This window comes from Pseudonocardia sp. TMWB2A, from assembly GCF_017312135.1.
This window is the reverse complement of sequence record NZ_QKQY01000002.1, coordinates 1,056,764-1,072,265: the sequence shown is the minus strand read 5'-3', so window position 1 is coordinate 1,072,265 and position 15,502 is coordinate 1,056,764. Positions and strand designations below refer to the sequence as shown.

General features: G+C 76.6%; 14 protein-coding genes. 4 read left to right on the top strand and 10 right to left on the bottom strand.

The window, feature by feature from the left end:
• Positions 1–16: 16 nt before the first annotated feature.
• The 5 genes from DMP17_RS19470 to DMP17_RS19450 form a co-directional block, all read right to left on the bottom strand.
• Positions 17–3,850, bottom strand: coding sequence for a hypothetical protein (locus tag DMP17_RS19470; protein ID WP_337830246.1), 3,834 nt, complete (start codon positions 3,848–3,850; stop codon positions 17–19).
• 12 nt (positions 3,851–3,862) lie between these two features.
• On the bottom strand, positions 3,863–5,233 hold the full coding sequence (locus DMP17_RS19465; RefSeq protein ID WP_337830245.1) for a hypothetical protein: 1,371 nt from the start codon (positions 5,231–5,233) through the stop codon (positions 3,863–3,865).
• A gap of 186 nt (positions 5,234–5,419) precedes the next feature.
• Positions 5,420–5,803, bottom strand: coding sequence for a globin (locus DMP17_RS19460; protein WP_062400907.1), 384 nt, complete (start codon positions 5,801–5,803; stop codon positions 5,420–5,422).
• Between the two features lie 23 nt (positions 5,804–5,826).
• Complete coding sequence (locus DMP17_RS19455) at positions 5,827–6,858, bottom strand: mechanosensitive ion channel family protein (RefSeq protein WP_226355688.1); 1,032 nt, start codon at positions 6,856–6,858, stop codon at positions 5,827–5,829.
• A 50-nt stretch (positions 6,859–6,908) separates the two neighbouring features.
• Positions 6,909–7,523: a pyridoxamine 5'-phosphate oxidase family protein gene (locus tag DMP17_RS19450; protein WP_255655939.1), complete on the bottom strand. Its 615-nt coding sequence runs from the start codon at positions 7,521–7,523 to the stop codon at positions 6,909–6,911.
• A gap of 107 nt (positions 7,524–7,630) precedes the next feature.
• Between DMP17_RS19450 and pdxR the strand changes: the two genes are divergently transcribed.
• On the top strand, positions 7,631–8,968 hold the full coding sequence (pdxR, locus tag DMP17_RS19445) for a MocR-like pyridoxine biosynthesis transcription factor PdxR (protein WP_226366014.1): 1,338 nt from the start codon (positions 7,631–7,633) through the stop codon (positions 8,966–8,968).
• Positions 8,969–9,032: 64 nt separating this feature from the next.
• Entirely contained in the window at positions 9,033–10,103 is a 1,071-nt protein-coding gene (locus DMP17_RS19440) for a D-alanine--D-alanine ligase family protein (protein ID WP_337830244.1), read from the top strand.
• Here DMP17_RS19440 and DMP17_RS19435 read toward each other — a convergent pair whose 3' ends face one another.
• Entirely contained in the window at positions 10,104–10,625 is a 522-nt protein-coding gene (locus tag DMP17_RS19435) for a DUF3515 domain-containing protein (RefSeq protein ID WP_226366013.1), read from the bottom strand.
• A 28-nt stretch (positions 10,626–10,653) separates the two neighbouring features.
• Positions 10,654–10,890 (bottom strand): Lrp/AsnC family transcriptional regulator, encoded by a 237-nt coding sequence (locus DMP17_RS19430; RefSeq protein WP_020627802.1) that lies wholly within the window; start codon positions 10,888–10,890, stop codon positions 10,654–10,656.
• Positions 10,891–10,990: 100 nt separating this feature from the next.
• Between DMP17_RS19430 and DMP17_RS19425 the strand changes: the two genes are divergently transcribed.
• A complete protein-coding gene (locus DMP17_RS19425) occupies positions 10,991–11,977 on the top strand; it encodes a thiamine-phosphate kinase (protein WP_226356673.1) in 987 nt (328 codons plus the stop codon).
• 65 nt (positions 11,978–12,042) lie between these two features.
• Here the strand turns inward: DMP17_RS19425 and DMP17_RS19420 are convergent, their stop codons facing one another.
• On the bottom strand, positions 12,043–12,318 hold the full coding sequence (locus DMP17_RS19420; protein ID WP_226355692.1) for a hypothetical protein: 276 nt from the start codon (positions 12,316–12,318) through the stop codon (positions 12,043–12,045).
• Positions 12,319–12,566: 248 nt separating this feature from the next.
• Between DMP17_RS19420 and DMP17_RS19415 the strand changes: the two genes are divergently transcribed.
• Positions 12,567–12,902, top strand: a complete 336-nt coding sequence (locus tag DMP17_RS19415) for a hypothetical protein (protein ID WP_337830243.1) — start codon at positions 12,567–12,569, stop codon at positions 12,900–12,902.
• Between the two features lie 13 nt (positions 12,903–12,915).
• On the opposite strand, the gene DMP17_RS19410 is transcribed toward DMP17_RS19415, so the two are convergent.
• A complete protein-coding gene (locus DMP17_RS19410; RefSeq protein ID WP_337830242.1) occupies positions 12,916–14,304 on the bottom strand; it encodes a (Fe-S)-binding protein in 1,389 nt (462 codons plus the stop codon).
• Between the two features lie 7 nt (positions 14,305–14,311).
• A complete protein-coding gene (locus DMP17_RS19405; protein ID WP_337830241.1) occupies positions 14,312–15,457 on the bottom strand; it encodes an FAD-binding oxidoreductase in 1,146 nt (381 codons plus the stop codon).
• Positions 15,458–15,502 lie beyond the last annotated feature (45 nt).

Sequence of the window (15,502 nt, the reverse complement as noted above, 5' to 3'; positions counted from 1 at the left end):
CGCAGCCGGGGACGGCTCAGCTCAGGTTCAGCACGCTGACCGCGCCGTCGCCGGTGACCCAGCCGGTGCGGCCGTCGGGGGCGACCGCGACGGCGGTCGGGTTCGGGGCGACGTCGGTGGTACCGGTGACCTGCCAGGTCCCGGTGTCGACGGTGACGAGACCCTGCCGGGTCGCGACGTAGAGGTGGCGGCCGTCGGGGGCGAAGGCCATGCCGGTGGCGCCGCCGTCGACCTGCACGGTCGCGATCTCGCGGCCGTCGGCGGGGTCCAGGACGGTCACGGTGCCGGACTCCGGACCGCCGACCGCGACCACGGTCCGCGGAACCGACGCGGGGCTGACGGCCAGGGACTCCGCGCCGCCGCGCACCGGGAAGCTGCCGAGCACGGTGAGGCTGTCCGGGTCGAGGACGGTGAGCTGGTCGGCGCCGCGGGTGGCGAGGTAGACGCGGTCGCCCGCGTCGTTCGTGGCGCTCGCGTAGGGGTCGCGGGACACCGGCACGGTCCGGGTGACGGTGCCCGCGTTCGGGTCGAGCTCCTGCACGGTGGCGTCCGCGCGGGACGGCACGTAGAGGAACCGGCCGTCGGGGGACACCGCGGCCGCGGCCGGGTCCCTGCCGACGGCGGCGGTCGAGACGACGCTCCGCCCCGGCACGTCGACGACGGCGATCTGCCCGCCGCCCTGACCGGCGGTGCTGACGTAGGCGCGGGTGCCGTCCGGGGAGGTCACCACGCCCTGCGGGGCGGCCGGGAGCTCGATCTCCCCGGTGACCGCGTCGGTCGCGGTGTCGACGACCGCGAGCCGGTTCGCGTCGCGGACCGCGACGAGGGCCGTCGCGCCGTCCGGGGCGGCCGCGACGGCGACCGGGGCGCCGCCGACGGGCACGGTCGCCCGCACCGTCGGCTGCGCCAGGCTCGCCCCGGCGGCGACCGCGTCCGGACGCGGCCCCGTGCCCGGACCGGCCGAGACGGCGGGCCGGGTCGCGTTCGCGCCCGGGTCGGACTGGCTGGGCGACAGCATCGCCCACAGCGTCAGCGCACCGAGCAGCACGATCGCCAGCGCGATCGCGAGCCCGGCCGCGGACGGGCTGCGACGCCCGTTGCGCGGCTTCGCCGACATGATCGCCTCGCGGCGCGGGGTGACCGGCGGCTTCTCACCGGTCACCGCGGCGTGGGCGGCGGCCTCCGCGGCCGCGGGCTGGACCGCGGTGCCCGGACCGGTGTCGCTGACCGTGCCGTCCCGGCCGGACGCGGCACGGGCGGCGGCCACCGAGACGGCCCCGATCGAGGCCGCGGCGGCGGCGTTGCGGCTGGTCGTCGAGGCGTCCGGCCGGTCCGGGTCCGACGGGCCGGCCGTGTCGTCCGTCGCCGGGGCGTCCGGGTGTCCGGTGACCGGGGTGAGGCCCTGCAGCGTGGGCGGCTCGCCGTCGGTGCCGACGGGCCGCAGGACCACGGTGGTCTCGTTCTCGGACGGGGCGTCCGGTCGCGGTGCGGGCCGTCCGTCCGGTCCTCCGGGCCCCGGGCGGTCCGGGGCGGGGGCCCAGGAACGGGCGCCGGGGGCGCCGTTCGACGGGTGGGCGCCGGGCCGGTCGGTCGGAGACGGACCGGAGCCCTGCCCGCCGGGGCGGTCGACGGGGTACGCCCCCGTGCCCGGACCACCGGAGCGGTCGGTCGGGAACGCGCCGGTGCCCTGTCCCGCGGGCCGGTCGGTGGGAAACGCGCCGGTGCCCGGTCCGCCGGGTCGGTCGGTGGGGAATGCTCCGGTGCCCGGTCCGCCGGGTCGGTCGGCCGGGAACGCCCCGGTGCCCTGTCCCGCGGGCCGGTCGGTGGGAAACGCGCCGGTGCCCGGTCCGCCGGGTCGGCCGGTGGGGAACACCCCGGTGCCCTGCCCGTCGGGCCGACCGGCCGGGTACCCGTCCGTGCCCGGTCCGCCGGGCCGCTCGTCCGGGCCCGTGCCGGGGGCGGGGAACGCCCCGGTCCGCGCCGGTCCGGAGAACGCAGCGGCTGCGCGGCCCGGGGCCGCGGCCGACCCGGAGCGCGACGGCGTGTCGCCGTACGACCCCGGCGTCGGGAACGCGCCGTTGCGGGACGGTGCGGCGTCGCCCGTGGGCGGGCGGCCGGCGTCCCACGCCGGTGCGTCCCGGTCCCACGCGGACGGCCCGCCGACGGAGGAACCCGGACCGCCGTCCGGGCCCGGGTCGGTGCCCCGGGGAGCGTCGCCGTCCCGGAAGGAGTCGTCCCGGAAGGAGTCGTCCCGGAAGGAGTCGTCCCGGAAGGAGTCGTCCCGGAAGGAGTCGTCCCGGAAGGAGTCGTCCCGGAAGGAGTCGTCCCGGAAGGAGTCGTCCCGGGCGGAACCCTCACGGGCGGGACCCTCACCGGCGGTGTCGTCACGAGGGGTGTCGTCACGGTCGACGTCGTCGGGGGTGGACCCGTCGGTGTCGGGTGCGGAGGCCGCGGTGTCGGCACGGCCCGGGAGCCGGCCGAAGCCGCTGCCCGAGTCACCGCCGGCGGTGGCGAACAGGTCGTTGCCCGACAGCCCGGCCATCGCCGGACCGGACGGGGCCCCACCCATCGCCGGACGACGCACCGGACGCTGCTCCGGGCCCGCGGGTGCGGGAGGCCTGCGACCGGGCATCGTCGGACGGTTCCCGGACGGCGGGGTCGAGGGCCGCGCGGGCGGCTGCTCGGTCCGGTCGTCGGAGGGGTCCGCGCTCGGGTAGTGCCCGATCAGCGCGCCGGGCGGCAGGATGTCGGTCTCCGGGCCGTCGGCGCCGTTGCGCGCCGGGCGCGGCGGCCACCGCTTGGCGGTGTGCTGTCCCGCGGTGTCCCGGTCCGCGTCGCCGGAGCCGGTGCCGCCGGACTCCGTGGCGTCCCCGGCCGAGGGCGACGGAGTGGCGTCCTGGTCCGGGGTGGAGCCGGTGGTGGAGCGGGTGCCGTCGCCGAGCGGGCGCGGGGTGGGCGCGATCGGCGGGACGACGGTCGGTGCGGGTGCGGTCACCGGGACACCGTCCGGCCCGGGACCGGCATCGGTGCGACGACCGCCCTCCGCCGGGGTGGCGGCGGGGTCGGGCCGGCTCGCACCGGCGCCGGGGCCGGGACGCCCCGTCGGCGTGGAGTCCGGCCGGGGCGCCGACGGGACGGCGCCCGCTGCGTCGGACACGGGAGCCGACGGGGAGACGTCCGACGAGCCGGACCGGGGAGCCGCCGGAATGGCGTCCGCCGGGCCGGGCCGGGGTGACGACGGGCCGCCGTCCGCCGAGTCCGGCCGCGACGACGCCGGAGTGGCGTCGGCCGGGCCGGGGCGGGGCGCGGTCGGGGCGCCGCCGGTCGCGGGCGGTGTCGTCCCGCCCGGTGTGCCCGGCGCGAACGACGGCGGCGGCGCGAAGCGGTCCGCCGGGGTGTGCAGGGGATCGAGACCGTCGTCGCCGGGCTCGTCGGGCAGCGGCCCGACGCCCAGCGGGTCGTCGCCGAGGTCGCCGAGATCGGCGTAGTCACCCGCATTCGACGACGGTTCGGGGGCGGCGGGCCGCGGACCCGGGGTGGGACGTGGGGCGGGCGCGGGACCCCGTTCGCGGGACACCAGTTCGGTGAACCCGGTCGGGGTCGGCTCGCGCCGGGCGCCGTCGTCCTCGGACGTGGCCTCCGGCTCCGGTTCCTCGCCCGAGCCGGACCGCATGACCAGGTCGACCAGGGAGCCGGGGACCACCGGCACGCGGCCGGTCCGGATCGCCTCGCCGAGCCCGTCGGGGTTCGGTTCGGGGTCCGGCGGGCCGTCGGCACGCCGGGGGGAGCGGTCGTCGGGGCCCGGGTGACCGGGCGCCGACGTCATGCGTTCTGCGGCGGTCGGGTGCACATAACGATTCGATTATCGCGAGCGTCGCCCCGGGCCCGGACCCCGGGTGGCCCCCCGGCCCGTCCTGGTCGTCCCACCTGCGACGTCCGTCATGGTCCGGGGCTGGTCACGCCCCGTTCCGAGGTCACCGAACGGGAGGACCCCGATCGAGGTGAGCGAGATCGGCGGGATGCGGCCGACGGTGGTGCTGTCGGGGTCCTCCTCGGCCGGGCGGTGCCCGGGACCGAGGAGCAGGGAACCGGTGGCGGGCGCGTCCGCGTCCTCGTCCTCGGCGGGACCGCCGGCCTCGGAGCGGGAGCCGGCGGCGTCGGCCGACGGCCTGCTGCCGAGCTCCGACACCGAGGCGATCGAACCCTCGTCCGACGCCGGCGCCGAGGACGACGAGGAGAGGCTCGAGGACGTCGAGGTCGAGGGCGGCCGGGAGACGGGCGGCAGGGAGACGGGCGGCAGGGAGATGGGCGACGGGGAGACCGGCGGCAGGGAGACGGGCGCGGGGCCGAACAGGGCGTCGTCGAGGGCGGCGGAGACCGGCTCACGGTCCAGCTCCTCGGCGAGGGTGCGCTGCACCCGGGTCAGCTCGTCCCGGACGTCGTCGCGCAGCGCGGCCAGCCGCTCGACGTCGCGCACGACCGCCGACCGTCGCTCCCCGGCGCCCTGCTCGGCGTCGCGCAGCAGTGCGGCGGCCTCGGCGCGGGCGGTGGACAGCGTCTGCTCGGCGTCGGAGCGGGCGTCGGCGAGGATGCGCTCGGCCTCGGTGTGGACACCGGACAGCCGGTCGGACACGGTGCGCTCCCGCTCGGCGAGGTCGCGCTCGCGGCGGTCGGCGTCGTGCTCGCGGTCGTCGAGGGTGCTGCTGCGGGAGGTGAACTCGCGGTCCAGGGTGGCGGCGCGGCCGAGCAGCGCCTCCTCGGTGCGGGAACGACGGTCCTCGGCCTCGCGGCGGGCGCGCTCCACGATCTCCGCGGCCTCGTCGGCCGCACGCTCGCGCAGCTCGGCCGCCTCCTGCTCGGCGGCCTGCAGGACGCGCTCGACGCGGCGGCCGAAGCCGGCCTCCTCGGCGCGGCGCTCCTCACCGGCCCGGGCGGCGGAGTCGTTCTCCAGCTGCTCCTGCAGCCGCCGGACCTGCGCGCGGGCCGCGGACAGCGACTGCTCGGCGGCGTCCGCGCGGCGGATCTCGTCGTGGATGCGGTGGTCGAGCTCGGCCAGCCGGGTGTCGACCTCGCCGCGGTCGTAGCCGCGCAGCACGACGGTGAACCAGGAGCCGTCCTCGCCCTCGTGGCGGTCGGGGTGGGCCCCGGAGTCGCCGCTGCGGTGCGCGTGCCGCGACGACCCGTTGACCGGCTCGTGCCGATGCGGACCGGACAGCGAGGGAGAGACGCTCACGATGAACCCCCAAGACGGGTGACTACGAGCCGCCCGACGTGCCGGGGCGGCGTCCCGTCCAACGAGACCGGACGCGTTCGGTCACGTTCAGCGCTGGATCAACCCGTAAAGCGCCCGAATGCCACTCGAATGGCCGCCGGACGGACGGGCTAACGATCACACTGTGTGGTAATGCCCCTACTCGGGTCAGAACTCGGAGTTCTGCATGCTCACCGCGGCGTACTGCAGGTAGTTCCACAGCTGCTCGCGGTGCTCCGGGGAGAGGTTCTCCTCGTCGACGGCGATCCGCATGCAGCGCAGCCAGGCGTCGCGCTCGATCGGGCCGATCTTGAACGGCACGTGCCGCATCCGGAGCCGGGGGTGGCCGCGCTGGTCGGAGTAGGTCCGCGGGCCGCCCCAGTACTGCTCCAGGAACAGCCGCAGGCGGTCCTCGGCCGGGCCGAGGTCCTCCTCCGGGTACAGCGGCCGCAACACCTCGTCCCGGGCGACCTCCTCGTAGAACCGGTGGACGATCCGGTGGAAGACCGGGGCGCCACCCACCTCGGCGTAGAAGTTCTGCGGTGCACTCACGCCGACCAGTCTCCCAGGAGTCGTCAGTTCTGCTTCTGCGCCTGGCCGTCGAAGGCCGCGCCGGGGAAGACCATCGGCCGCGGGATGCCGTGGTCGTCGAAGGCGTCGGTGATCGCGCCGTTGAGCGCGCGCTGCACCGCCCACTGCCGGCCGGGGCTGACCCGCACGGTGATCCGCAGCGTGACGCCCTCCGGGCCGATCTTGTCGACGCCGAGCACCTCGGGGGCCTCCAGCACGTCACCGGCGATGTCGTCCTGGGAGGCGCGCTCGGTGGCGGTGCTCCCGGCCAGCTCGGTGGCCTCCTCGACGTCGGCGTGGTGCGCGATCGGCAGGTCGACCACCGCGACCGCGTAGCCCTGGCTCATGTTGCCCACGCGCAGGATCTCGCCGTTGCGGACGTACCAGACGGTGCCCTTGATGTCGCGGATCGTGGTGATCCGCAGGCCGACCGCCTCGACGGTGCCGACGGCCTCCCCGACGTCGACGACGTCACCGACGCCGTACTGGTCCTCCAGCAGCATGAACATGCCGGACAGGAAGTCGCGCACCAGGTTCTGCGCACCGAAACCGATGGCGAGCCCGATCACCCCGGCACCGGCCAGCAGCGGGCCCAGCGGGTAGCCGAGCTCGTTCATCACCATCATCACCGCGACGAGCAGCACGACCGCCGAGACGATCGAGCGCAGCACCGAGCCGATCGTGCGTGCCCGCTGCGCCCGTCGCTGGGTGCCCGGGTCCGCCGCCGGCGCGACGGCGGCGCCGCCACCCGGACGCAGCCGGCGGGCCCGGCCCACCAGCGCGGTGAACCGGCCGTTGGTGGCGCCGTCGACCATCCGCGCGATCGCCCGGTGCGCCAGCCACCGGAACAGCACCGCGACCACGACGATCACGGTGATCGCCACGGTCCTGCTGACCAGGGTGTCCGCGTGCTGGGCCAGGAAGTCGTTGCTGGTCCAGCGGTAGAGCGTGGCGCACCACGAACCGGCGTCCTGCACGCAGTCCGGTATCAGGGTCACGTTCTGCAGGGGTACGTCGGGCAGCACGACGGGGGTCACGAGTCCTCCTCGGGGGCGGTGAGGGCTGCGTCGGAACCCCCGAGGCTACGTCACCCTCCGGTGTGACGACGGTCGCGCACGTGGTCCGGAACCGACTGGTGTCCGTGCAGGTCAGGGGCGGTTTCCGGAGGCCCGGCGACGGTCCGCAGCGGCACCACGCCGGCCCAGGCGAGACCGGCCGCGACGTCGGCCTCGTCGTCGGACGGCGGCCCGGAGCGGCTCTTCACGCTGGCCTCGGTCAGATCGAGCGCGAACACCGCGGTGGCGGCCAGCTCCCGGCGGTCCGGGCGGCGGGCGTGGTCCCACGCGCCCGGGGTGAGGTGCTCGACGATCACCCGCAGCGCGTGCAGACGTTCGTCGTCCCCGGTGACGCGGCGGGCGTCGCCGTGGACGACCGCGCTGCGGTAGTTCATCGAGAAGTGCATCAGTGCGCGGGCGTGCACGATGCCGTCGAGGTGGGTCACGGTCACGCAGCACGGCAGCGTGTCCCCGGCCAGGTAGCGGGCCCCGGACGAGCCGTGCAGGTAGAGCGTGTCGCCGTCGCGGCCGTAGGCGGTCGGGAGGACGACGGGCGCGCCGTCGCGGACGAAGCCCAGGTGGGCGACGAGGCCGTCGTCGAGGACCGCGTGCAGGTCGGAGCGGTCGACGGCGGCCCGGTCGCGCATGCGGCCCAGGGTGCTGCGGGTGGTGGGGGAGAGCGTCACCTCCCGAGGATGGCCGTCGGCAGTGGCATCCTGGAACGGCCACTTCCGCTCGTGAACGAAAGGCCACTGTGCAGGATCTCCCGATCGTCCTCGACCGCTCCGGGGCGACGCCGCTGGCGGTCCAGCTCGCCGACGGCCTGCGCGCCGCGGCCGCCGGCGGGGCACTACGGCCCGGCGACCGGCTGCCGTCGACCCGCGGGCTCGCGACGACGCTGCGGGTGAGCCGGACGGTCACCGCCGCGGCCTACGACCAGCTGCTCGCCGAGGGCTGGGTCACCGGCCGGGTCGGAGCGGGGACGTTCGTGACCGCGGTCCCCGGGCCCGCCCCCACGGGCCCGGCCGCGCCCGCCGGGCCCCCGCCGCAGGCCGAGCCGTCGGTGCTGGACCCGGGGCGGCCGTGCGTCGCGGCGCTGGACCCCGCGATGTGGCGCCGCGCCTGGCGGGCCGCCGCCGATCCGCCCCCGGACGACCGGCCCCGCGCCGACGGGCTGCCCGCGTTCCACGACGCCGTCACCGGCCACCTGCTGCGCCACCGCGGCCTCACCCCGCCCGCGGACACCGTGCTGACCACCGCCGGGACCTCCGCCGCCGTCGCCGAGCTGGCCCGGCTGCTGCCGGCAGGCGCGACCGTCGCCGTCGAGGAGCCGGGCTACCCGCGCGCGGTCACCGCGCTGCTGGCGGCCGGGCTGCGGGTCGTCGGCGTACCCGTGGACGACGACGGCCTGGTCGTCGACGCCGTCCCGGCCGGCTGCGCGGCGGTCTACACCACGCCCGCGCACCAGTTCCCGACCGCGGTGCGCCTGTCCGCCGCCCGCCGGGTCGCCCTGGTCGGGCGCGCCCGCGCCGAGGACTTCCTGGTCATCGAGGACGACTACGACGGCGAGCTCCGCTACGACGTCGCCCCGCTGCCCCTGCTCGCCGCCCTCGCACCCGGCCACGTCGTGCACCTGGGCACCGCGAGCAAGATCCTCAGCCCGACGCTCGGGGTCGGCTGGGCGGTCGCGCCGCCCGCCGTCGTCGACGCGTGGCGGGACCTGCGCGCCCGGACCGGCACCCGGCCGTCGCCCGCGGGGCAGCTGGTCCTCACCGCGCTCGCCGCACACGGCGACCTGTCCCGGCACCTGCGACGGCTGCGCCGCGAGCTCCGAGAGCGGCGGGCCCTGGTCCTGGACGCCGCCCGCACGGCGGGCTGGGCCGCGCAGGGGGACCCGGCCGGGGCACACCTCGTGCTCCGCCCGCCCGAGGGGGAGCGGGCCGCGATCGCCGCGGCCGCCCGGCGGGGCGTCGCCGTGCGCGGGCTGGCCGACTACCACCGGGACGGACCCGGCACGTCCGGCCTGGTCGTCGGGTACGCCGCCGGGACCCGGGCCGAGCTGACCGCCGCACTGGCGGCGCTGGTGGGGTGAGCGGCCCCCCGGGCCGACGCCCGGCTGCGCGCCCCCGCGGAGCCGCCGCCTACCCTCGGGCCCCATGAGTGCCGACCGGGTGAAGATCGCCGTCGTCTTCGGCGGCCGCAGTTCCGAGCACGCGATCTCGTGCGTGTCCGCGGGCAGCGTGCTGACCCACCTCGACCCGGAGCGGTTCGAGGCGGTCCCGGTCGGGATCACCCCGGACGGCGCGTGGGTGGTCGGCCCGTCCGACCCCGCCCGGCTGGCGATCTCCGGTCGCGAGCTGCCCGAGGTCGACGGGACCGCCGAGGCCCTGGTGCTGCCCGGCGAGCCGGGCCGCGGCCTGGTCCGCCTCGACGCGCGCGAGGCGCTGACCTCGGTCGACGTCGTCTTCCCGATCCTGCACGGCGCCTTCGGCGAGGACGGCACCATCCAGGGTCTGCTGGAGATGGCCGGGCTGCCCTACGTCGGAGCCGGCGTGCTGGCCTCCGCGGTCGGCATGGACAAGGAGTTCGCGAAGAAGCTGCTGCGCGCCGAGGGCCTGAACGTCGCCGACGGCGTCGTGCTCCGCCCCGGCACCGACATCGGGTTCGCCGACCGCGACCGGCTCGGGCTGCCGCTGTTCGTGAAGCCGGCCCGCGCCGGGTCCTCGATGGGCGTCACCCGGGTCACCGACCCGGCCGCGCTCGACGCCGCCGTCGCCGAGGCCCGCCGGCACGACCCGAAGGTGCTCGTCGAGGCCGCCGTGCCCGGCCGCGAGATCGAGTGTGCGGTGCTGGAGTTCCCCGACGGCAGCGTCCGCGCCAGCCTGCCCGCCGAGCTGCGCTACAACGGCGAGTTCTACGACTTCGAGTCCAAGTACCTCGACACCTCCGAGCTGCAGATCCCCGCCAAGCTCGACGACGAGATCACCGAGTCGCTGCGCTGGAAGGCGATCACCGCGTTCCGCGCGCTCGACGTGCAGGGCCTGGCCCGGGTCGACTTCTTCGTCACCGACGACGGCGACATCACCGTCAACGAGGTCAACACCATGCCCGGGTTCACCCCGAGCTCGGCGTTCCCGAAGATGTGGGCGGTCACCGGGCTCGACTACTCCGAGCTGCTCAGCACGATGGTCGACACCGCGCTGGCCCGCGGGACCGGGCTGCGGTAGCTACCGGACCCGCACCGGCTGCGGCGGGAGGGTGTCGACGACCGCGTCGGACACCGCCTGCAGCGGCCCCGGACCGGTCTCCGCGGGCGCGGACAGCTCCAGGTACACCCCGCGGTCGACGACGGCGTAGGTCGTCGCGAGCGCGCCCTGCGGGGTCGCCAGCGGCAGCCAGCTCACCCCGTTGACCACGATCAGCGGCGAGGTCGGCCCCAGCTCGGCCGGCCGTTCGGTGCCGCAGCGCAGCACCACCGGCTCCGGCTCGGCGACCCACGCCCGCGCGCCGGGGACCGGCGGGTCGATCTCGCGCGGCGCGAGGTCCCCGGTGTCGCCGGGGATGCCCGCCCCCAGCGCGCGCAGCACCGCGTCGCACGACGTCGACGACGCCTGCGGTGCGGCCTGCGCGGGCAGCTCCAGGGGGCCGGTGTCCGGCCCCGTCGTCAGGCGGGCCCAGACCGCGAGCCCCGCCACGACGAGGGCGAGCAGCAGGGGCAGCGCGATCGCCACCACGACCGGTGGTGACACGCGTGCCCCTGCCACGTCTCCGCCCGTCTCAGCTGAGCTTGACCACGGGGCAGGTGAGCGTCCGGGTGATCCCGTTGACGTTCTGCACCCGGGCCACGACCAGCCGGCCGAGCTCGTCGACGTCGTCCGCCTCGGCACGCACGATCACGTCGTACGGGCCGGTGACGTCCTCGGCCGAGACGACGCCCGGCAGACCCCCGATCTCGGAGGCGACGGAGGCGGCCTTGCCGACCTCGGTCTGGACGAGGATGTATGCCTGCACCACGGCGTGCCCCTTTCCGGTAACTGCCGACCTGCCGGATGGTTGGCGGCAGGAATGTCGGACGCAGAACCTACCGGAGGCCGCCCCCGTGTCCCCATCCGCGATCACGCCCGAGGGCGGTTCCGAGACCGGTGTCTCACTCCGGGAGGTCGGTGAGTTCGCACTGATCGACCGGGTCACCACGGACCGTGTCCAACCGGCTACGACGGAGCTCGGGCCCGGGGACGACTCGGCCGTCGTCACCGCCGCTGACGGGCGGGTCGTCGCCTGCACCGACGTGCTCGTCGAGGGCGTGCACTTCCGGCTCGACTGGTCGAGCCCCGAGCAGGTCGGGCGCAAGGCGGCCGCCGCGAACCTGGCCGACATCGCCGCGATGGGGGCGGTGCCGACGTCGCTGCTGGTGGGGCTGGCCTGCCCCTCGTCGACGCCCGCGGCCCAGCTGGAGCAGCTGGCCGACGGGCTGTGGGCCGAGGCCCGCTCGACCGGTGCCGGGCTCGTCGGGGGCGACCTGACCTCGGCGCCGGTGATCGTCGTCTCGGTGACGGCGCTGGGGGACCTGCAGGGCCGGGCCCCGGTGCTGCGCTCCGGTGCGCGGGCGGGAGACCGGGTCGCGGTCTGCGGGCGGCTGGGCTGGTCCGCGGCCGGGCTGGCGGTGCTCGGGCGCGGGTTCCGCTCCCCGGCGGCCCTGGTCGACGCGCACCGGGTCCCGGAACCGCCCTACTCCGCCGGTCCGCAGGCCGCCGACGCCGGCGCCACGTCCATGATCGACGTCTCGGACGGCCTGCTGGCCGACCTGGCACACGTCGCGCGGGCCTCGGGGGTGGCGCTGCGGCTGCGGTCGCGGGCGTTCACGGTGGCCCCGCGGATGGCGGAGATCGCGTCCGCGCTGGGCCTGGACCCGCTGCGCTGGGTCCTGACCGGCGGTGAGGACCACGCGCTGGCGGCGACCTTCCCCGGGGACGCGCCGCTGCCCGAGGGGTGGACCGAGGTCGGGGCCGTCGAGGCGCCCGACGCCGACGGGCCGGGCGTCACGGTCGACGGCCGTCCCTACGACGGCGCCGCCGGTTGGGTCCATTTCTCCCGCTACTGAGACACCCGACATACGGCGACGGCCCGGTCCCCGGAGGGGGACCGGGCCGTCGGCCGGGATCGGGGTCAGGCGCCGCGCCGCCAGAACAGCAGGACCCGGCGCAGCCGGCTGCGCAGGGTCGGGTGACCGGGCACGGACCGCTGCGGGGCCGGGAACTGCCGGAACTCCGCGGGCGGCGGGGTCAGGTGGGCCGCCGGGAGGGTGGGCGGGTCCATCGCGACCAGGGTCTGCGGGAAGTGGCGCGCATCGGGCGACGGGGTCTTCTCGGGGTGCACGGTCGTCTCCTCCACGGCCGGTCCATCGCTCGCGGTGGTCGGATCGTTACCGACGGCCTGCTGCATCTCCGGCCTCCTCACGGTCTCGGGCGGGGCGCACCGCCGGGACCCGTACCCGCCGGGGCCGGGGTCCACCCGCGCGGGCCGCATCCGGTGCGGGCCACCAGCCGGGCCCGGGAGGGAGCGCGGGGCGGCGGTGCCTGCACACCCAGGGTACCGACGTGACGTGCGCCGGAGACGTGTGCGGTGGCTCACCCGGCACGCCGTCGGACACCCGGGTGCTCGCTACGGTGAGTGCCGAGCAGGTGGGACGAGTGGACGGAGCGGGCGTGTCGGGGCTGGTGGCGGTGGTGGCGTGGGCCGCCCTGGCGGGGTGGATCGCCGCCGGTGTGCTGCTCGTGCTGGCCCACCGGCGGCTGGAGCAGCTCGAGCGGGAGCACACCGCCCGCAAGTGGGACATCGTCGCGTTGCGTGCGGAGCTGCGGGCGCTGCACCGGCGGCCGGACGAGCCGTCCGACCCCGCCGTGTCCGACCCCGGGGTCCCGGTCCCGGCCGGCGGGACGCCCGGACGTACCCGGACGGCCGGCGCCACGGCATGGCGCCGGTCGCACCGGCGCCCGGTGGGCCGTACCCGGCGGCGCCCCTCCTGAACGGGGGCGGGGGTCAGCGCTGCGGCACCGCCGCCCCGCGGATGCTCGCGTCCAGCAGCTGCACCGGGTGCAGCAGCGGCACGTCGGCGAAGTCCTCGTTCGGCAGGTACTTGCCGATCTGCAGCAGGCAGCCCGGGTTCGCGGTGACCACGACGTCCGGCTTCGCGTCGCGGATCTTCTCCGCCTTCCGCACGCCCAGGTCGGCGGCCGCGTCCGGCTTCACCATGTTGTAGATGCCGGCCGAGCCGCAGCACAGCGACGCCTCGGCGATGTCGACGAGCTCCAGCTCGGGGATCGTCCGGAGCACCTCGCGGGGCTGGTTGCGGACGCCCTGGGCGTGCCCGAGGTGACAGGCGTCGTGGTAGGCGACGCGGCCGGTGACCGGGGTGCGCGGGGCGCGGGGGCCGCCGTCGTCCTCCCGGGAGTACAGCTCGGCCAGGACCTCGTGCACGTCGCGGCAGCGGGCGGAGAAGCGCGCCGCGCGGTCGGCCCAGGCGGGGTCGTCGGCGAGCAGGTGGCCGTAGTCCTTCATCGACGAGCCGCAGCCCGCGACGTTGGTGACCACCGCGTCGACGTCGAGGGTCTCGAAGCGGGCGATGGTGCGCCGGGCCCGGTCCAGCGCGGACTCCTCGCGCCCGGCGTGCACCTCCAGCGCGCCGCAGCACTGCTGGTCGCGGGGGACGAGCACGTCGCAGCCCTCGGCGGCGAGCACCCGCACGGTGGCCTCGTTGACCCGGTGGAAGAACACGTCCTGCACGCAGCCGGTGAGCAGCGCGACCCGGGCCCGGCGGGTGCCGACCGCGGGGGTGTGCACCGGGAGCGTCGCGAACGCCTCGCGCACCGAGACCGGCGGCAGCAGCGACTCCATCGCCGCGAGCTGACCGGGCAGCTTCTCGGCGAGCCTCCGGATCGCGGGGACCTTCCGCAGCTGCTGGTACAGCGCGCCGGGCAGGGCGGCCGCCCGCAGCCGTCGCTTGTAGGGGAACAGCGCGAAGATCGCGTCGCGGAACAGCTTGTCCGACGCGCTGCGGGGCACGTTGCGCTCGATCTGCGGGCGCACCGACTCCAGCAGCTTGTCGTACTGCACCCCGGACGGGCAGGCGGTCACGCACGCCATGCAGCCCAGGCAGTTGTCCATGTGCTCGGTGAACGGCCCGTCGAGGCCGATGTCGCCCTTCTCGGCCAGGTCCATCAGCAGGATCCGGCCGCGCGGGGAGTCCATCTCCTCGCCCCACAGCACGTAGGTGGGGCAGGTCGGCAGGCAGAAGCCGCAGTGGACGCAGTCGTCGAGCAGCTCGCGCTGCGGCGGGTGGACGTCGTCGAACGCGCTCGGGCCCTGCTGGGGGATCTTGGTCTCGGCCGCCCCGGTCGGGGTGCCTGCGGGCTCGTGGGTGCTCGTCATGCGTGCCTCACATCCAGGGGGCGAAGCGACCGGCGGCGAACCGGGCCTCGGGGTCGAGCTGCGTCTTGACGGCCCTGAGCAGGGCGAGTGCGGACGGTGCGGGGCCCCACGCGGGGGCGTCGAGGGCCTCGGGCCGGTCACGCAGCACGCTGGTGCCACCGACCGCGGCGACGGCGTCGTGCACCTCCGCGACGGCGGCCCCCGGCACGGTGACGGTCGCGACGCCGGTCGCGAGGCCGGCCGTGACGGCGGTGGCGGGCAGCTGCTCCACCAGCGGCGCCAGCCGGGTCGGGGCGCACCCGATCCGGACGACGGCGCCGTCGAGGGCGGGCCCGTCGCCGTCACCGCCGGCGTGCGGGCCGTCGGTCAGCGACGTGTGGACGTCCCACACGTCCGCGCCCGCCTCCCGGGCGTCGGCGCCGAGCAGCTCGCGCAGCCGCGCGACCCGCGCGGGCAGGGTCTCCGCGCCGCCCTCCAACCGGACCAGCAGGCGTCCCGGGTCACCGGAGACCCACTCGACGGCGATCGGCTCCAGCGGGCTGGCCATCAGCTCCAGCACCCGCGACGCGGCCTCGGCCACCGGGCCGTCGACGCTCACGCAGGCGACGGCCTTCGGGACCGGGTGCAGCCGCAGGACGACCTCGACCAGCGGGCCGAAGGTGCCGTAGGAGCCGTGCATCAGCTTGGCCATGTCGTAGCCGGCGACGTTCTTGATGACGTGCCCGCCGGAGCGGACCATCGTGCCGTCGGCGAGTACCGAGGTGGTGCCGATGACCAGGTCCCGCAGACCGCCCCAGACCAGGGCGGACGGGCCGGCGTCGGCGGTGGCGAGCAGCCCGCCGACCGTGGCGCCGCGGGCGATCCGGGCGGCGTCGAACGCGAGGCGCTGACCGTGCTCGGCCAGCTGCTCCTGCAGCGCGCGGACCGGGGTCCCGGCGTGCACCGAGACGGTCATGTCGCCCGGGTTGTGGTGGATCACCCCGGACAGCGCGGAGAGGTCGAGCGTCGCGGCGACGTCGTCGGCGGGTCGTCCGGCCCAGCCGGTGGCGGTGCCGGCGCCGGTGATCGCGAGGCGGCCGGGGGTGTCCAGGACGGCGTCCCGGACCTCCTTCGCCGAGGTGGGGCGCAGCGTGGTGGGAGCAGCGCGTGTCATGTCGTCGGGCCCTTCCGGGTCTCGTACGGGTCGGTCGGACAGGTC